We start from the raw sequence: 19,171 nt of genomic DNA, 5'->3' as shown, positions 1-19,171 counted from the left end.
CGTTGCGAGTGACTTGATCGGTCCTCCAAGCGCGCACATCTTGTAAGCGGGCACACCTTGGGTATGGATTCGCTCACCCTCGGAGTGCTCCCACCAGCGCTTGGGTAGCTGTCGCCAACCCCTCCCGTCAGCGAGATTAGAAGCACACCGAGAAACAAGACGGATCCTTTGAGGGGACAGCACAATGAGCACTCTGGTCGAATCGCCCGCCACCAACGTCATCCAGCTGCAGCCGCGCCTGCGCAACGCGGATCTGGTCGCCGGCAATCCCGGTGCGCTCGTCGACGTCGAGCTGGATCGCTGGGCGAACCGCCTGGCCCGGCTGCTGATCGCCCGCGGCGGCACCGCGCACACCCGGATCGCCCTGGCGATCGAGCCGCAGATCGAGGCCACCGTGGCTGCATCCGCCGTGCGTAAGCTCCACGCGACACCTGCCAAGCTGGCCGATGCCGCCACCGCAGTCCCGGGTGCGGCCATCGGCATCACTACCAAGGCTCGCCGCCCGGAACTCTCCGACTCCATCGACTGGCTGATCCTGGACGACCGCTCGACGCTGCAGGGCTACCTGGTCAGCTCCGACGCCCCGATCACCGATACCGATCGCCTGACCGAGCGGAAGTCCGCCTGACCTCCTATTCAGCCTGCGCGCCCGAACCCCACGGAGTTCGGGCGCGCTGCGGCGAGTATGCCGAGCCCGGAGGCGGCAGCGCCGCGCGACCACTCGAGCCCTGGGGACGCCGCCGATCGAACACAGTGTTGTCAATACGCCTTCGGTCGGCTCGGCGCCGGTCCAAAATGAACTTGCTACTACGCGACGGTCGGGACCAGCGGTGGACAACCGCTCCAGACGTCAGAACGCAGGTGTGCTTATGCAACAGCCATCGTCCTCGAACGGAAAAATAGGCACCGCACCGCCCGACAGCGCGTTTCCGCTGTCGGCAGCCCAGCGCGGCATCTGGTTCGCCCAGCACATCGCGGGCGATACGCCTATCTCGATCGCGCAGTACGTCGAACTGATCGGCGAACTCGATCTCGACGCACTCGCCGCGGCCGCCAAGCAGACCGGACGCGAATTCGGGACCGGATATGTCCGGCTGCTCGATGTCGAGGGTCAGCCGTACCAGTTCGTCGACACCACCATTGTCGACGAACTCAACGTCATCGACCTGCGCGATAAGCCCGATCCCGAGGCAGCGGCACATGCCTGGATGCGCGCGGAGTACTCCACGCCGCTGGATCTGATGCACGACCGATTGGTCGCGGTGGCCATGCTGCGGCTGGCCGATGACCGCTGGTTCTGGTACTCGCGCATGCACCACATAGTGCTGGACGGTATGGGTGCGCTCGCACTGGTACAGCGCACCGGCGAGATCTACAACGCCATCATCGAGGGCAGCGAGGCGCCGCCCGCCAAGGCCGAACCACTGAAGAAGATCGTCGACGCCGATCTGGCCTACCGCGGCTCGGACCGATTCGACTCCGACCGCGAGTACTGGCGCGAGCATCTGGCCGGGATGGCCGACCCGGTCAACCTCGCGGGGCGCGAGGCCGATGTCGACGCGCCGCCGAGCCGGGTCTCGGGCGCACTGCCTGCCGCGACGGCCGAATTGCTCGATACCGTAGCGAAGGCGGCCGGCTCGAACGCCGCGCCGACCATCGTCGCCGCCTTCGGCGCCTATCTCGCCGCGATGACCGGTGCGCCCGAAGTGGTGCTGAGTCTGCCGGTTTCGGGACGCACCACGGCGGCACTGCGCCGATCCGGCGGTATGGTCGCCAATGTCGTTCCGATGCGCCTGATGTTGTCACCGACCACCACGGTCGGCGACGTGATCCGGGCAGCGCAGAGTGAGCTGACCGGGGCGCTGCGCAGACAGCGTTACCGGCAGGAGGACATCGTCCGTGATCTCGGCTGGTCGATGGACGAGGCGTCGTCGTTCGGTCCGGCCGTCAATTTGATGATGGTGGATACCAGGATTCAGCTCGGCTCGGTCACCGGACGACTGCATGTGCTGACATCCGGGTTGATCGATGACGTGTTTTTCAACCTGTATCCGGGCGTCGGCGGGGAGAGCACCCACATCGATCTGCAGGGCAACGGAAACCTGTACAGCACCGATGAATTGGCGGCACACCATGCCCGCTTCTTGATGTTCCTGCACGCGTTCCTGGCCGCCGGACCGGATGCGCCGCTGTGTACCGTCCGGGTCGTCTCCCCGCAGGAGCAGGATCGGCTGGTGCCCGCGCGTGGACCCGAGGCGGTCGCACCGCGCACCCTCCCCGAAATCATCACTGCTGGTGCGGCACTCGACCCGGAGGCGGTGGCGCTGCGCAGCGGCGACGCCAGCATGACCTATCGTCAGGTCGACGAGTACACCAACCGCCTGGCCCGCGCGCTGATCGCGGCGGGCGCCGGACCCGAACGCACCGTCGCGATTTCGATTCCGCGTTCGGCCGAATCCGTCCTCGCCACGCTCGCGGTGGCGAAATCCGGTGCGGCATTCGTACCCATCGACCCGACCTATCCCGCCGACCGGATCGAGCATATGGTCGGCGACAGCGGGGTCGTCGCGGGCTTGACCGTGCACCCGGCGCGAAAGTCCTTGCCGGACCACGTGGACTGGCTGCTGCTCGACGACGACGCAACGGCCGAAACGGTGCACGCGCAAGATTCGGCGGCGATCGCCGATGCCGAACGCCGCGCACCGGTACACCTGGATCAGATCGCCTACATCATCTACACCTCAGGATCGACGGGACTGCCCAAGGGTGTGCTGGTGTCGCATCGCGGCCTGGCGAATTTGGTCACCGGTTCCGGCGCCGGATTCGGTGTCAACGCCGATTCGGTAGTGGCACACGCGGTTTCGCCGAGTTTCGATATTTCCGTCGAGGAGATCCTGGTCACCTTCGCTGCGGGTGCGACGCTCGCCGTCGTGCCACCGTCGGCGTATGCGGGCGAGGAGATGGCCGAAGTTCTGCGCGCGCACCGGGTCACCCATCTCAATGTCACCCCGACAGTGGTGGGCTCGCTGGACCCGGCGACGCTGCCGGATCTGCAGACGATCGTCGTCGGTGGTGACGCGTGTCCGCCGGAGTTGGTGACCACCTGGTCCGGGCGGACGCTGTTGAACGGCTACGGGCCCACCGAAACCACCGTCACCGTGACCTTGAGCGGGCCACTGCGCCCCGGCGGGCCGGTAACCATCGGCAGCATCGTTCTCGGTGTCACCGCTGTCGTGCTCGACCCGTGGTTGCGGCCGGTGGCTCGCGGCTCGGTCGGTGAGCTGTATCTGGCAGGCGCGGGCGTCGCGCGCGGCTATCACCAGCGCAACGGGCTGACCGCCAGCCGTTTCGTCGCCAACCCGTACGCGCCGGGTGAGCGGATGTACCGCACCGGCGATCTCGTGCGGTGGACCGCAGACGACGAACTGGAGTACCAGGGCCGCAGCGACTTCCAGGTCAAGGTGCGCGGGTTCCGCATCGAGCTCGGCGAGATCGATGCCGCGCTGCAACGGCAGCCCGACGTCGACTTCGCACTCACCATCGGCGCGAAGACTCCCACCGGAGTGACCGCACTGGTGGCGTACGTTCTCGGCAAGCCCGGCACCGAGATTCACCCGGAGGCGCTGAAAGCGGCTGCCGGTGAGACGCTTCCGGCATATATGATCCCCTCGGTCATCATGGTGCTCGACAGCATTCCGCTGACACCGCTCGGCAAGGTGGACCGCAGGGCCCTGCCCGCACCGGATTTCAGTGTCCGAGCCGTTGTGAGCCGGGCGCCGTCGACGCCGCGCGAAGCGGCACTGGCCGACTTGTTCGCCGATGTCCTCGGACTCGAAACGGTCGGTATCGACGACAGCTTCTTCGCACTCGGCGGTGACAGCATCGTCTCGATCCAGCTGGTATCGCGCGCGAAGGCGGCCGGGATCGGCTTCAGTGCACGAGATGTGTTCGAGCGCAAGACCGTTGCCGCGCTGGCCGCGATCGCGACCGACGTGCTCGCGCAGACGGTCACCGAACTGCCAGGCGGCGGGGTCGGCGCCGTGGAGCTCACGCCGATCGTGCACGCCATGGTGGAGCAGGGACCGGCCTGGAACCGCTTCGGTCAGGCCGTCTTGATCGGTCTCCCGGAGGGTTTCGGCCGCGACCAGCTCAGCGCCGCGGTCCGAGCGCTCATCGACCATCACGATGTGCTTCGCTCCACACTGCGGCACACCGAGCAAGGCTGGGAATGGGTTGTCGCCGAGCGTGATTCGATAGCAGCCGATGATTTGATCGAGGTAGTCGCGGCCGACGGGGACCCCGACGACAGCTACGAGCGCGAATTACAACGGGCGGCGGATCTGCTCGAACCCGAGGCAGGTGTCGTCGCGCGCTTCGTGCTGATCGAGCGGGCGGGGGCCGATCCACTGTGCTGGCTGGTGCTGCACCATCTGGTGACCGACGGTATCTCCTGGCGAATCCTGCTGCCGGACCTGGCGATCGCGGCGGCGGGCGGCGCACTCGTGCCCGTCGGCACGTCCTTCCGTCGGTGGGCATACGGTCAAGCCGAACAGGCACCCGAGCGGGTGGCCGAACTGCCACTGTGGCAACAGATGCTGGCCACCCCGGATCCGGTCATCGGCTCGGCGACACTGGATCCAGCTGTCGACGTCGTCGCCACGATGGGCCAGTGCCGGACCACCGTCGACCCGGATATCGCCAACACCGTACTTGCCACTCTGCCCGACCAATTCCATTGCGGCGCAGACGATGTGCTGCTCACCGGACTCGCCCTCGCGATGAGCCGCTGGCGCGATCGCAAAACCGCGCTGCTCACCCTGGAAGGCCACGGCCGCTCCGAGACGCTGCTGCCCGGCGCCGATATCGCCCGCACGGTCGGCTGGTTCACCAGCATCTACCCGCTGGCCATCGATGTGACCGGCATCGATCTCGACGACGCGTTCGCCGGTGGCGACGCGGCGGGCACCGCGATCAAGAAGGTCAAGGAACAGCTGCGCGCGGTGCCGGATAAGGGCATCGGCTACGGCATGCTGCGCTATCAGCATCCGGAGTCCGCCGCCGCCCTCGCGGACGCGCCGATCCCGCAGCTCAGCTTCAACTATCTCGGCCGTGCGCTCACCGGCGGGCACGCGGGAGCGTGGCTGCCACAGCGTTTCGCGGCGACGCACAACGAGTCGGCGCCGCTGGCCGCAGTCGTCGATATCAATGCCGTGCTCACCGATGTCGGCCTGGAGGTCACCTGGGCCTACGCTGCACGGCTGCTCGACGAGGCGGATGTCGCTCAACTCGCCGAGCTGTGGTCGCAGGCGCTGCGGGCGCTGGCAGCGCACGCCGGCTCGCCGGGCGCGGGCGGACGCACCCCGTCCGACTTCGAACTCGTCGCAGTGACACAACAGCAGATCGAGAGCTGGGAACGCACCTACCCGAGCCTCACCGATGTCTGGCCGCTTTCGCCGCTGCAGTTCGGTCTGCTTTTCCACGCGCTCTACGACACCGATACCGCCGACGACTACACCGTCCAATCACTGCTCACCCTCGCGGGCACCGTCGATGCCGCCCGCTTGCGCAGTGCGGCACAGGCCTTGCTCGAGCGGCACGAGAACCTGCGCGTCGCCTTCGCCGAAACCGACGACGGTCCGCGCCAGCTCGTCCTCGCCGATGCCGAAATCCGCTGGCACGATATCGATCTCACCGATATCGCCGATGCCGACGAACGCGACCGCGAAGTCGACCGGCTCATCGCCCTCGATGCCCGCACCCGATTCGAACTCGACCGCCCACCGCTGATCCGCTTCACCCTGATCCGCACCGGGGCCGATATCTATCGGCTGGTCATGACCAATCACCATCTGGTGCTGGACGGCTGGTCGACGCCATTGCTGGTGCGCGAGCTGCTGACGCTCTACGTCACGAGGGGCGACACCTCCGCGCTGCCGCCCGCGCACTCGTACCGGGAGTTCTTGGCGTGGCTCGATGAGCAGGACAACGAGGCCTCGCTCGCAGCCTGGACGCAATCGCTGGCCGGCGTGGATACGCCGACGCGCGCGATCCCGACACTGGCCGGGATCGAATCGACCGAGACCGGAATGATCTCTCGCGACCTGACCCGCACCACGGTCGAGCTGCTGGAGACCACCGCACGCGAATCCGGTGCGACGGTCAATACGATGGTGCAGGCCGCATGGGCGATGCTGCTCGCCATGATGACCGGGCGCACGGACGTGCTGTTCGGCGGCACCGTATCCGGTAGGCCACCGGAACTGTCCGGTGTCGAAGAGATGGTCGGGCTGTTCATCAATACGCTCCCGGTACGGGTCCAGCTCGATCCCGCGGAGAAGGTCGCCGACCTGGTGACCCGCATCCAGGCCGAGCAGGCGCGCCTGCTGGACCACCAGCATGTGGGGCTGGCCGCCATCCACCGTGCCGTCGGTCTCGCCGAACTCTTCGACACGCTCACCGTATTCGAGTCGTATCCGATCGACCGGGAGGCGCTGTCGCAGGCGCTCGATATCGCGGGTATGCGGGTGCTCGATATCGCGGGCACCGACGCGACGCCCTACCCGTTGGGTCTCATGGTCATTCCGGTGCACGGCGAAGACGGGCACGACACGCTGCGCATCAACCTGAAATTCATGGCCGACCAGCTCGATATCACGGCGGCACAACCACTGCTGGATCGCTTCGTCCGGCTACTGACCCAACTCGCCGACGACCCGAATGCCCTCGTCTCCCAACTGCAATACTGCGACGACGCCGAACTGGCCACCCTGGTGCCGGTGCGCGGCGCGGAACCGGTTCCGCCGCAGACACTTCCGGATATCCTGGCGGCGGGCGCGCGCATCGATCCCGATGCCATCGCGATCACCGCGGGCGATCTCAGGATGAGCTATGGCGAACTCGACGCCTGGTCCAACCGCTACGCGCGGGTACTGCTCGGCCGCGGTGTCGGTCGGGAGATATTCGTCATCCTCGCACTCACTCGATCACTGGAATCCGTGGTGGCCGTCTGGGCACTCGCGAAGACCGGTGCGGCCTTCCTACCGCTGGATCCGAGCTATCCGGTGGAGCGCATCGAGCACATGCTCACCGATTCGAAGGCCCCGATCGGGGTGACCGTCACGGCGACCGGTGAGACACTGCCGGGCACCATCGACTGGCTGCTGCTCGACGACCTGAACACGATTCGACGGGTCATGCTGGTCTCCGACGCGCCCATCACCGACGAAGAACGCGGCGGCCCCATCAATATCGATCAGACCGCCTACCTGATCTACACCTCGGGCTCCACCGGTAAGCCCAAGGCGGTCCTGGTCAGCCATCGTGGCCTCGCGAATATGGCCACCGCACAACGAGAGGGCCTCGAACTCGATCCCTCTATCAGTTCGCTACAGGTCGCTTCGCCGAGTTTCGACGCATCGGTCATGGAGCTGCTGATGGCGCATTCGACGGGTGGCCGCCTGGTGGTAGCGCCACCGGAGGTCTACGGCGGCAGCGATCTCGAACATCTGCTGCGCACCGAGCGGATCACCCACGCTGCGATCACGCCGTCAGCGCTGGCCACCATGGAACCGGCCGATCTGGCCGACCTGCGGGTGCTCGGGGTCGGCGGCGAGGCCGCCGCACCCGAACTGATCGACCGGTGGGCGGTCGGGCGGCGGATGGTGAATCTATACGGCCCCACCGAATTCAGCGTATGTGCGACCAGCCCTGCCGAACTGCTACCGGGCAAACCGATCACCATCGGCGGCCCGATCCGCGGCGCGTCCAATCTGGTGCTCGATACCTGGCTGCGCCCGGTACCGGTGGGCATCGCGGGCGAGCTGTACCTGGCTGGTCCGGCGCTGGCACGTGGTTACTTCAATCGGTTCGGGATGACCGCGGCGCGCTTCATCGCGAATCCGTATGGCGCGGCCGGGGAAAGGATGTATCGAACCGGCGATATGGTCCGATGGGTCATCGGTGCCGATGACGCACTCGTGCTCGAGTATCTGGGCCGCAGCGACTTCCAGGTCAAGATCCGTGGCCTGCGGATCGAACTCGGCGAAATCGATGCCGTGCTCTCACGCGACGAACAGGTCGAATACGCGGTGACCATCGGCCAGACCGGACCGGCGGGCGCAACCGTGCTGGTTTCGTATGTCCTGCCCACCCCGGGTACCGAACTCGATCCCGAGCGCCTGCGGGAGCAGGTGGCGGCCGAACTGCCCAGCTATATGGTGCCCGGATACCTGGTCGTGCTCGATGACATCCCGCTGACCCCGGTCGGCAAATTGGATCGCAAAGCCCTTCCGGTGCCGGACTTCTCGGCCACACAGCGGCCGTATCTCGCACCGCGGACGCCGGTCGAACAGGCCGTCGCCGAGGTATTCGGCGAGGTGCTCGGCAACGAGCAGGTGAGCGTCGACCAGTCGTTCTTCGAACTCGGCGGCAATTCACTCAGCGCGACCAAGGTTGTCGCCCGGATCAATTCGTCCCTCGGCTCGACCATCGCGCTGCGCGATCTGTTCGACGCGCCGACCATCGCCCAACTGTCCGCGCGGGTCATCCCGGCCACCGATGGCAAGCCGGGCCGGTTCGCGCTCGCACCGCGCATCCGTCCGGACCGAATTCCGTTGTCCCCGGCCCAGCAGCGCATGTGGGTACTCAATCGGATGGATCCGGCCTCGCCCGCGTACAACATCGCGGTCGCCTTGCGGCTCACCGGAAACCTCGATGTGGCGGCGATGCGACAGGCGCTCGCCGATGTGGTCGAGCGGCACGAGAGTCTGCGCACCATCTACCCCGCCGATGCGGAGGGACCCCGTCAGGTGGTGATCGGTACGGCGGCCGCCGCGCCGGAGTTGACCGTGATCGACGCCGGAGACACTGCGGCCCTGCGTCATCGGATCAATGCCTTGGCGGGCACCGGATTCGATATCACCAAGGAGCCGCCGCTGCGGGTCGGCATCTTCCGGATCGGCGACGGCACCGGTGCGAACGGTAAGGGATCGGTGCCGGTGTCCTCCGGTGCCGGCGCGGGCATTCCGCCGGTGTCGTCGCACGCTTCGATGGATGTTCCGCCGGTGTCGTCGAGTCCCCTCGTAGCCGAGGCACCAGTGGTGATCGAACCACCCTCGGTGCATGTCGTCGTGCTCGTGGTCCATCACATCAGCGCCGACGGCGCCTCGATGGCGCCATTGGCGGCCGATCTGGTCGCCGCATACTCGGAGCGGACCAGCGGTGTCGACACGACCCGCGTGCCGCTCGGCGTGCAGTACGCCGATTTCGCGCTGTGGCATCGGGAGTTGCTCGGTAGCGAGTCGGATCCGGAATCGCTTGCGGCACGGCAGATCCGGTATTGGTCCGATATCCTCGCCGGCGCGCCGGATGTGCTGGAGCTGCCCTCCGATCGCCCGCGCCCTGCAGTGCAGTCGATGCGCAGCGCCGACGTCGATTTCACGCTGGACTCACCATTGCACGGCGCCATAATCGAATTCGCGGCCGCGAACAATGTCAGCGTATTCATGGTCGTGCACGCCGCTCTCGCGGCACTGCTGGCACGGCTCGGCGGTACCGACGATGTCGTGATCGGCACGCCCGTCGCGGGCCGTGGCGAAGCGGCGCTCGACGAACTCGTCGGCATGTTCGTCAATACGCTCGCCCTGCGCACGCCGGTCGATCCGGGAACCGGATTCCGGCAGTTCCTCGCGACCGTGCGGGCTGCGGATCTGGATGCCTTCGGCAATACCGATGTGCCGTTCGAACGGCTCGTCCAGGTGCTCAACCCGACCAGATCGACCGCACACCATCCGTTATTCCAGGTGTCGCTGTCACTGCAGAACTTCGTCGAACCGGTCCTGGAACTGCCCGGATTGCGGTTCGAGGTAGAGGATTTCGATCGCGGCGCCTCGCAATTCGATCTGACACTCGACCTGCGTGAACGTTTCACCGCCGACGGTCCGGACGGCATCGAGGGTGTACTGACCTACGCGACGGACCTTTTCGACGAAGCCACGGTGGCGACCTTCGTCGATCGATGGCGTCGCGTGCTCGCCGCGATCGTCGCGGATATCGATATCCGCCTGGCCGATATCGATATCCTCGCCGAATCCGAACGCACCGAGCTGGTTCCGGTACGCGGTCCCGAGACCGCCGGGACCACGACGCTCACCGCGGCGCTCACCGCATCCGCCGCATCCCATCCGGACCGCCCGGCTTTGGTCGCTGACGGACGCACGACGACCTACCGTGAACTCGACGCCGCGTCGAACCAGTTGGCCAGACTCCTGCTCGAAGCGGGTATCGGCACGGAAACCGTCGTGGCGCTGGGTCTCCCCCGGTCCGCCGAATTGTTGATCGGCATGTGGGCGGCCGCGAAGGCCGGTGCCGCCTTCCTGCCGGTCGATCCGAAACATCCGGTGGATCGGATCGATCACATGCTCACCGATTCCGGTGCTCGGGTCGGCCTCACCCTCGCCGCCTATCGGCGACTGCTGCCCGACAGCACCGAATGGCTGGTGCTCGACGACGCCGAGTTCAGCGGTCGCCAACGGGCGGTAAGTGACGCAGCGTTGTCGTCGGAGTCGATCCGTCCGGACAACCCCGCCTGGATGATCTACACCTCGGGTTCGACCGGAACACCCAAGGGCGTCTCCGTCTCCCATCGCGGTATCGCCGACCTCATTGCGGCACAACGGGAATCGCTCGGCGTCGACGAGAATTCCCGGGTATTGCAGGTCGCCTCACCGAGTTTCGATGCATCGATCTTCGAGGCGCTGATGGCCTTCGGGTCCGGCGGCGCGTCGGTGGTGGCGCCGCCAGAGGTCTTCGGCGGTAGCGCACTCGCCGAATTGATTGCCGCCGAACAGGTCACGCATATGGTGATCACGCCATCGGCACTGGCCACCATCGATCCCGACGAGGTGTCGAGTGTGCGGATGCTCGCGGTGGCGGGCGAGGCGGTCGGCGCCGAATTGGCCGAACGCTGGTGTGCAGGCCGGAGCATGCTGAATCTGTACGGTCCGACCGAATTCACCATCTGGGCAACGGGTTCCGCGCCGCTCGTCGCGGGCACACCGGTCACCATCGGTGCGCCCCTTCGCGGTGCTGCCGTATTGGTCCTGGATGATCGGCTGCGTCCGGTGCCGGTCGGTGTCGCGGGCGAGCTCTATCTCGCGGGCTCCGCACTGGCCCGCTGCTATCACGCCCGACCGAGTCTGACCGCCGCGCGCTTCATCGCGAACCCCTTCGGCGGTCCCGGCGAACTCATGTACCGCACAGGTGACCTGGTGCGGTGGACTCGCGCGGCCGGGTTGGAGCTGGAGTACATCGGCCGCACCGACTTCCAGGTCAAGGTGCGCGGTCAGCGCATCGAGCTGGGTGAAATCGACGCGGTTCTCGGTCGCGCGGACGGGGTCGACTTCGCGGTCACCCTCGGCGTTCCCGGCCCGACCGGATCCACGGCGCTCGCGGCCTATCTCGTGCGCAAGCCCGGTGTCGAACTCGATATCGCCCGCGTGCGCGCGTTCGCCGCCGATACCTTGCCCGCGTATATGGTGCCCGCCGCATTCGTGGTCATGGATGCCATCCCGCTCAATGCCGTGGGCAAACTCGACCGAAAAGCACTGCCGGAACCGGAATTCGTCGTCGAGCAGACCGAGTACCGCGCTCCGTCGACTCCCACCGAGGAAATCCTGGCGCAGATCTACGCTGAACTGCTCGACCGCAAGGTCGGCGTCGACGATTCGTTCTTCGCGCTCGGCGGCGACAGCATCATGGCGATCAAACTGGTCTCCCGCGCGAAAATGCACGGCATCCAGTGCACGCCGCTGCAGGTCTTCGAACATCGCACGGTTGCCGCATTGGCCGCCGTGGTGGCGGGGCCGGCGGTGACGCTCGACGAACTGCCCGGCGGCGGGATCGGCGAGTTGCCACTCACCCCGAGCGTGCACGAGCTGGTCGAGCGTGGCGGCGATATCGACCGCTGCGCGCAGTCCGTGGTGTTGGAACTTCCGGTCGGCGTCGAGCGTGCGCAAATCGTCGCGACACTCGCCGCGGTGGTCGACCGGCACGACATACTGCGCTCGCGGCTCTGGCGGACCGAGGACGGCTGGCAGTGGCGGGTCGACGAGCCCGGCTCGGTCGATGTCGACGCGCTGGTGCACCGCATCGAATACGATGCCGCCGCCGACGCGCTCGATCTGCGCGAATACGCGGCCACCGAGCTGGATTCCGCGGCAAGCCGGCTTTCCCCGGCGAATGGCATTGTGCTGCAAGCCGTCTGGCTGGATCCGATCGGCGATGCCGGAGCCAGGACGCGATCCGGCCGCCTGATCGTGGTGGCACACCGACTCGCCGTCGACAGTGCGTCGTGGCGAATTCTGGTGGCGGACTCGATCGCCGCGTGGGCGCAGGTTTCGGTCGGGAACACACCTGTTCTCGCCGACGTCGGTACGTCGATGCGTCGGTGGTCGCATGCGCTCGTCGAGGAAGCGCGGACCGAACGGCGCAGCGCCGAACTCGAGTATTGGCAGGACATGATCGCCGGTCCCGATCCGCTGATCGGCTCCCAAGAGCTCGATCCGGCGATCGATCAGGCGCACACACTGCGCACGGTCGAATTCGAGGTATCCGAGGAGGTCACCACCGCGCTGCTGACCACACTGCCGGAACTGTTCCGGGGCGCGGTCACCGATGCCCTGCTCACCACGCTGACATTGGCGCTGGTGCGGTGGCGGAATGTGGACGAGTCGACGGCACTGCTGCGCTTGGCGGGCGATGGCAGGCGGGATGTGATCCCGGGTGCGGATCTGAATCGGACACTCGGCTGGTTCACGAGTACCTACCCGGCGCGGCTGGATCTGTCCGCGATCGATATCGATGACGCCTGCGTGGGCGGTGCGGCGATGGGTGCGGCGATCCGTGCGATCAAACACCAGCTGCTCGCGGTGCCGGACCACGGCATCGGATATGGAATGCTGCGCTACCTCAATCCTGCTGCGGCAGAACAACTTCCGTCGCGAATTCCGGGCCGGATCAGCTTCGAATACCGCGGTCGGCACTCGGACGTCGACATTCCCGCCGGACTCGAAGGGCTCGGCTGGTCCCCCACCGATGAATTCGGCGATCTGCACGCCGATGAGCATCCCGAACTCACGGTCGCATCCGCGATAGCGGTCAGCGCAGTCGTCATCGACGATCGGTTGCACGCGGAACTTCGCTTCCCGGAAGCACTCGTGGACCGCTCCGAGATTGCCGAGTTGTCCCGCCGGTGGTTCGAGACGCTCAGTGCGGCAGCCCATTTCGTTCACACTCCGGCAGCACAGCGCGCTGCCGACGAAGAGGCCGCGACGATCGCCGCCCAGGTTGCGGCACGCGAAACCGCCGCCGCACCAGGTGGACTCGGTCTCGATGTGCTGCTGCCCATCCGGCTCGGCGGGACCGAACCTGCACTGTTCTGCATTCACTCGTCGTCCGGAATGTCCTGGAGCTACTTGGGATTCGCCGAGCGACTGCGGCCCGGCCGCCCGATCTACGGTCTACAGGCCCCGGAACTCAGCGGTCGCGAACCGGCGGCGCGCACCATCGAGGAGTCCGCCGACCGGTACATCCGCGAAATCCGCGCCGTTCAGCCGACCGGGCCGTACCACCTGCTCGGCTGGTCCTTCGGTGGCCTCATCGCACACGCCATGGCGGCGAAACTGCAGGCTGCGGGCGAAACCGTCGGCGTCGTAGCACTTCTGGACACCGACCATGCCGATATCGACAGCGACACCATCGAACAGCTTTCCGCGGGCGCATTCGTCAATACCTTCGGCGCGATCTTCGGCATCGACGATGTCCCCGCCGAGGCGACCGCCCAGGAGGCCGCCGAACTCATCGAGGCCCGGCTCGGTATGGAACTCATCGACGCCGAGATCATCGAGCGAATGGCGGCTTCCTACAACGCGGCCGCGCGCACCCGCACCGGCTACCACCGCCCGGTCTACCAGGGCGACCTGCTCTACTTCAGCGCCACCGTCGACAGCTCCGATATGGTCGGGCCGGACGGTTGGCGACCCTATGCCTCCGGCCGGGTCGTCAACCACGATATCGACCTCGCCCACAATGATCTGACCTCGCCGCACGCACTCTCGATCATCGCGCCGGTACTCGATCAACAGCTCGCGGCAGTGCCGAAGCCGGAACTCGGCACATGACCCGAGTCGCCTATTCCCATCAGCGCGGAGCGCCCGTCGCGGTGGCACACTACCGTCCATGCGGGTCGAGGTCGTAACGGCGGTACACAGCAGCTACGCACGCTACCTACCCGCAGCCTGGCGGTCATTGTGTGCGCAGACCCACCAGGACTGGCGTTGGCTGATCCAGGTCGACGACGAATCACCGGCGTCGGTACTCGCCGCCCTCGGCGACTGCGGCGCCGCGGACGATCCGCGAATCAGCCTCGCGGTCAACGGTTCCCACGAAAGTCCGGCCATCACCCGCAATGTGGCCCTCGGCCGCGCCACCGCCCCCCTGATCCAGAATCTCGACGCCGACGACGAATTGGCGCCCACCGCACTCGCCGCGCTTTCCGCCGCGCTGCTCGCGCATCCGACCGCGGGATTCGCCGTCGGACCGACCCAGGATCTGCTGAGTTCCGGTGAGCTGGTGGAGTTTCCGCTGCCGTTCGAACCCGGACTACTTCCCCGGGGCGTGCTGGTGCGGGCGTGGTCGGCCGACCATCGTCTACCGGTGCATCCCGCGGGAGTGATGTGGCGCCGCGAACTATTGCTCATCACCGGCGGCTGGGCCGCGATGCGCGGAATGGAGGACACGGGATTGTTGATCTCCGCATCCGCGATCGCACCGGGCGTGGTCGTCGATACGATCACGCTGCGCTATCGCAAACATCGCCAGCAACTGTCCAGCCGAACCATATTCTTCGAAGGGCAGGGCGATCAGATCCCGCTGATCGAGCAGCGCGCCGAAACGCTGCTCGCCAGACCGGGCTGGTAGCGGGCGGCGCTCGCGCACGACAGCGCCTCGCCGGCGCTCGCTCACAGCTGGTTCCCAGCCTTAGCCCACATACCGCCTAGCCTGCGTCCATAGCGTCACGGTCGACAGCTGACCGCGACGACGGAAGGACAACGCAGTGAGCGCACAGCCCGCGCACCGCCACGACGGCGATGTACACGAGCACGATCTCGGACTCGCCCACGATATGAAGGTGATGTCACGCCGCCGGGCCCTGGCCTTCTTCGGCGCGGCCGGGGCGGCGACGGTGACGGCCGGTTGCGCATCGGCGACGACCACCAGCGCGACCTCCTCCACCACCGCCGCCCCCGGCACGACCACCAGCACCGGAACGGTCACTGCCGCACCGCAGGAGACCGCGGGCCCGTACCCGGGCGACGGCTCCAACGGACCCAATGTGCTCATCGAATCCGGTGTCGTCCGATCCGACATCACGACCAGCTTCGGCGCGTATTCCGGTGTCGCACAGGGCGTTCCGATGACACTGCGTTTGAAGCTGCAGGACTTGGCCAAGAGCGGCGCCGCGGGCACGGGCATGGCCGTCTACGTTTGGCATTGCGACCGTTCCGGTGAATACTCGCTCTACGGCAAGAGCATTACCGCCCAGAACTATCTGCGCGGCGTCCAGGTCGCGGATGCCAATGGCGAGGTGAGCTTCACCTCGATCTTCCCCGCCTGCTACTCCGGTCGCTGGCCGCATATCCATTTCGAGGTCTACGACTCGCTCAGCACCGCCGTCGCGGGCGAGAACGCCCGCCTCACCTCGCAGATCGCGCTGCCGCAGGACGTCTGCAGCACCGTCTTCGCCGCGGACTCCGGATACGCGCAGAGCATCAGCAACCTTTCTCAGATCTCACTCGCCTCGGACAATGTCTTCGGCGATGGCTGGGATGCCGAAATGGCCACGGTCACCGGCACTCCGAGTTCGGGTATGACCGTCTCGATCACCGTTGGCGTCGCCGAGAAATCGCAGAACACCCAGTCCGGCAATGGCGGCACGCCACCGGGACAGGGCGGGCCCGGCGGACAGGGTGGCCCGGGTGGTCCCGGCGGGCAGGGCGGGCCGCCGCCGCGCACCAAGTAGGCAGACAACTCGGCCCCCGACCCGTACTCGACGGGCCGGGGGCCGGTAACGCGAAACCTATCGCGCGACTCCGCTTCCAGCGCCGATCTGCCGCGACAGCGCCCAGATCACCAGCACGTCGAGTGCGATCATCACCAACGACCAGAACGGGTACATCGGCGCGAACAGGAAGTTGTCCAGCAGGCTGATCGAGGCCATCACGATGCCCGCGAGATAACCCCAGGTCTGTCCGGTGATAATGCCGATGCCCGCGATAATGATCAGCACCGCGATCACCAGGTGAACCCAGCCCCAGGCCGAGACATTCACCTGGAAGACCTGATCCTCGGTCAATACGAATAAGTCACGCTTGGCGATTGCCGCGATGGCAGCGAGCAGATGCAGTATGCCGGTGATCAGAATCAATACGCCCGCGAAGATCGTCATGTCATTGAGCGCGGGTCCGGTTCGGGTCGGGCCGGGACTGGTCATAACACACCCTCCTTGGCGAAACGCGTGGTAATCGACGGCCACAACGTAACCCCTCGCCGCGCCCGAAATGCGGCAGCGCGACGGCGGGTCACCGGAGACGTAGCGCGGATGCCCGTCCTTCAGGCGGGAGAGGATTCAATTACTGAGACTGATCTCTTCTGCCCGGCCAGGGGGTTCGGGATCCACCACCGGGCGTGGCCGGGCCAGCGCACTGGGCCACCAGATCCGGTCGCCGATATCCAGGGTCAGGGCGGTGACCAGGATCGAACGCACGATCACGGTGTCGAGCAGCACGCCGATGGCGATGACAATGCCCATTTGGGCGAAGGTCACCACCGGCATGGTCGCGAATACCGCGAATGTGCCTGCCAGGACCAGTCCGGCCGAGGTGATCACGCCGCCCGTTGCGGCCAAGCCGATGAGTGCGCCCGCCTTGGTGCGATGCTTGATCGCCTCCTCGTGCACCCGCGACATCAAGAAGATGTTGTAGTCGATGCCGAGCGCCACCAGGAAGACGAAGGTCAGCAGCGGCAGTCCGGCGTCGGCGCCCCGGAAACCGGCCAGATCGAAGATCCAGCGGCTCATCCCGAGCGCGGCGAAATAGGACAGCACCACGGTCGCCGTGAGCAGAATCGGCGCGGCCACCGCGCGCAGCAGCACCATCAGGATCGCCATCACAATGGCGAGCACCACCGGCACGATAACCCGATTGTCATGTGCCACAGCGCGTTTGATGTCCAGCACGACGGCGGTCTGGCCGCCGACCCTGGCCTGCGGATCCACCGCGCGCACGGCCGCACGCACCCGGTCGATGGTGGCCTCGGCGGCCCGACTGTCCGGCGGATCGGTGAGCGTGCCCTCGAGATAGGCCAGATCATCCTTGACGATCGGTCGTGACGGCGCGGTAATTCCGGGTGTCGAGCTCAAGGCGGTGGCGACCGCGTCGACGCGCGCGGACGAGGCGACGACCATCACCGGCTGACCGGTACCCGCCTCGAAATGCCGTTCCAGTACCTCGGTTCCGGTGACCGCGGCGGATGAGCCGACGAAGGCGTCCTTATTCGCGATGCCCTCGGCCTCCAGCCCGCCGGCCCCGAGCGCGAGGGCGCCGAGTGCCAGCGCGGTGCCGATCCAGACGGTGCGCGGCCGCCGGGCAATCGCGAACCCGACGCGCGCCCAGATGCCGGATTCGGTCTCGTTGACGGTGCCGAAATTCGGATGTCGCGGCCAGAAGATCCACCGGCCGACGATCACCAGCAGCGCCGGCAGCAGCGTCAACATCGCCAGCAGCGCCACCGTGATTCCGATGGCGCAGACCGGCCCGATGCCCTTGGTCGAGTTCATTTCCGCCACCAGCAGCGCCAACATCGAGACGATCACGGTGCAACCGCTGGCCAGCACCGCAGGCCCGGCGCGATGCAGTGCGACCGCCATCGCCTCGTGTTTATCGGGATGGCGGCGCAGTTCCTCGCGATAGCGCGCAACCAGCAGCAGCGCATAGTCGGTGCCCGCGCCGAAGACCAGGACGGTGAGGATGGCCTGGCTCTGCGCGTTGACGGTCAGCCCCACCTTGGTCGCGCCGAATACCGCGGCCTGCGATATCACCAGCGCGAAACCGACGGTGATCAGCGGAAACGCCCACAGCATCGGACCATATGTGAGCAGCAGAATGACGATGACGACCGCGGCAGCCGAGTACAGCAGCAGACCGTCGATCCCCTTGAACACCTCGCCGAATTCGGCCGCGTACCCGGCCGGTCCGGTGGCATAGTAGGACAATCCGTCGGGTCGCTCCCCGGCCACGTCATTGATCGCACCGACCACATTCGTCAGGCGGTTCCAGCCCTCGGATCCCATCGAGATCGGCACCAGGATTTCCAACGCCTGACCATCGCCGGACTGGATCGGGCCGAACACCTTATCGGGCACCACATGCTCGACCTGCCGGAACCGGTTGGCATCGGCGCCGACGGCCAGCCGATCGGCGGCAGTGATCCCGTCACGGCGCTCGTACACCAGCACAACCGGAACATCGTCGCTATTGCCGAATTTCTCGGCCAGCTTGAATGCCTGGGTGGATTCGGCGCTGTCCGGCAGCCAGGTGACATTGTCGTTCTTCTGTGCGCCGGTGAGGTTTCCGGCGAAGGTACCGAGTGCCAGCAGGGCGATGATCCATACGCCGAGCACCACCCATTTGCTCCGGCGGCCGCTCGGCACACGCGAGAGTCGGCCGAGCAGGTCGGACATATCCGGATCGGTCGGTGCGGACATCGAACCCCCTCGGTAGCCGCCACACAGTCGGACCGATGCTACTGCGGGCTTCGACATCCGCGAGTGAAAATGTGATGCTGCGCCCACTTCGGTGCGGCCGACCAGGCCCGGTGCACCATCGGCTGCCACCGAGCGATCGCAGCAATCTCGGTGCCGACATCAGAACCACGTGTCCCCAGTGCGCCGGGCCCACGACCCGCCGGTCCGCAAACCGCAGGCGACCGCGACGACAGCGTCGGTATCGATGCACGGATTTCGCGTCGCGTGCCGCACAATGGGTGCCGCACGCGGTGGTCACCGGCGCATCTGCGCCATCGCGAAAGACGCCGCTGCGACACAAGGTCTTGTGCT

The 19,171-nt window shown here is 66.6% G+C and carries 6 protein-coding genes; 4 read left to right on the top strand and 2 right to left on the bottom strand.

Annotated elements, in window-relative coordinates; translation table 11 throughout:
- Window positions 1-184 precede the first annotated feature (184 nt).
- From ON44_RS29230 to ON44_RS29215, 4 genes are all read left to right on the top strand, one after another.
- Window positions 185-628 carry a hypothetical protein gene (locus tag ON44_RS29230; RefSeq protein WP_040695775.1) on the top strand — a complete coding sequence of 148 codons (444 nt, stop codon included), beginning with the start codon at window positions 185-187 and terminating at the stop codon, window positions 626-628.
- A 241-nt stretch (window positions 629-869) separates the two neighbouring features.
- Window positions 870-14,177, top strand: a complete 13,308-nt coding sequence (locus ON44_RS29225) for a non-ribosomal peptide synthetase (RefSeq protein WP_040695773.1) — start codon at window positions 870-872, stop codon at window positions 14,175-14,177.
- A gap of 58 nt (window positions 14,178-14,235) precedes the next feature.
- Window positions 14,236-14,976: a glycosyltransferase gene (locus ON44_RS29220; RefSeq protein WP_040695771.1), complete on the top strand. Its 741-nt coding sequence runs from the start codon at window positions 14,236-14,238 to the stop codon at window positions 14,974-14,976.
- Window positions 14,977-15,112: 136 nt separating this feature from the next.
- Window positions 15,113-16,078, top strand: coding sequence for a dioxygenase family protein (locus ON44_RS29215; protein ID WP_040695769.1), 966 nt, complete (start codon window positions 15,113-15,115; stop codon window positions 16,076-16,078).
- A gap of 57 nt (window positions 16,079-16,135) precedes the next feature.
- On the opposite strand, the gene ON44_RS29210 is transcribed toward ON44_RS29215, so the two are convergent.
- Entirely contained in the window at window positions 16,136-16,549 is a 414-nt protein-coding gene (locus ON44_RS29210; protein WP_051182571.1) for a DUF7144 family membrane protein, read from the bottom strand.
- A 135-nt stretch (window positions 16,550-16,684) separates the two neighbouring features.
- A complete protein-coding gene (locus tag ON44_RS29205; RefSeq protein WP_051182570.1) occupies window positions 16,685-18,820 on the bottom strand; it encodes an MMPL family transporter in 2,136 nt (711 codons plus the stop codon).
- Between the last annotated feature and the right edge of the window lie 351 nt (window positions 18,821-19,171).

It is taken from the genome of Nocardia vinacea NBRC 16497, from assembly GCF_000308835.1.
Lineage (GTDB): Bacteria > Actinomycetota > Actinomycetes > Mycobacteriales > Mycobacteriaceae > Nocardia > Nocardia vinacea.
This window is presented reverse-complemented; position numbering and strand designations above follow the sequence as displayed.

Excerpts from the sequence above, each read along its gene's own strand:
- ON44_RS29205 (WP_051182570.1), bottom strand. The coding sequence starts at position 18,820 with ATGTCCGCACCGACCGATCCGGATATGTCCGACCTGCTCGGCCGACTC.
- ON44_RS29230 (WP_040695775.1), top strand. The coding sequence starts at position 185 with ATGAGCACTCTGGTCGAATCGCCCGCCACCAACGTCATCCAGCTGCAG.
- ON44_RS29225 (WP_040695773.1), top strand. The coding sequence starts at position 870 with ATGCAACAGCCATCGTCCTCGAACGGAAAAATAGGCACCGCACCGCCC.
- ON44_RS29210 (WP_051182571.1), bottom strand. The coding sequence starts at position 16,549 with ATGACCAGTCCCGGCCCGACCCGAACCGGACCCGCGCTCAATGACATG.
- ON44_RS29220 (WP_040695771.1), top strand. The coding sequence starts at position 14,236 with ATGCGGGTCGAGGTCGTAACGGCGGTACACAGCAGCTACGCACGCTAC.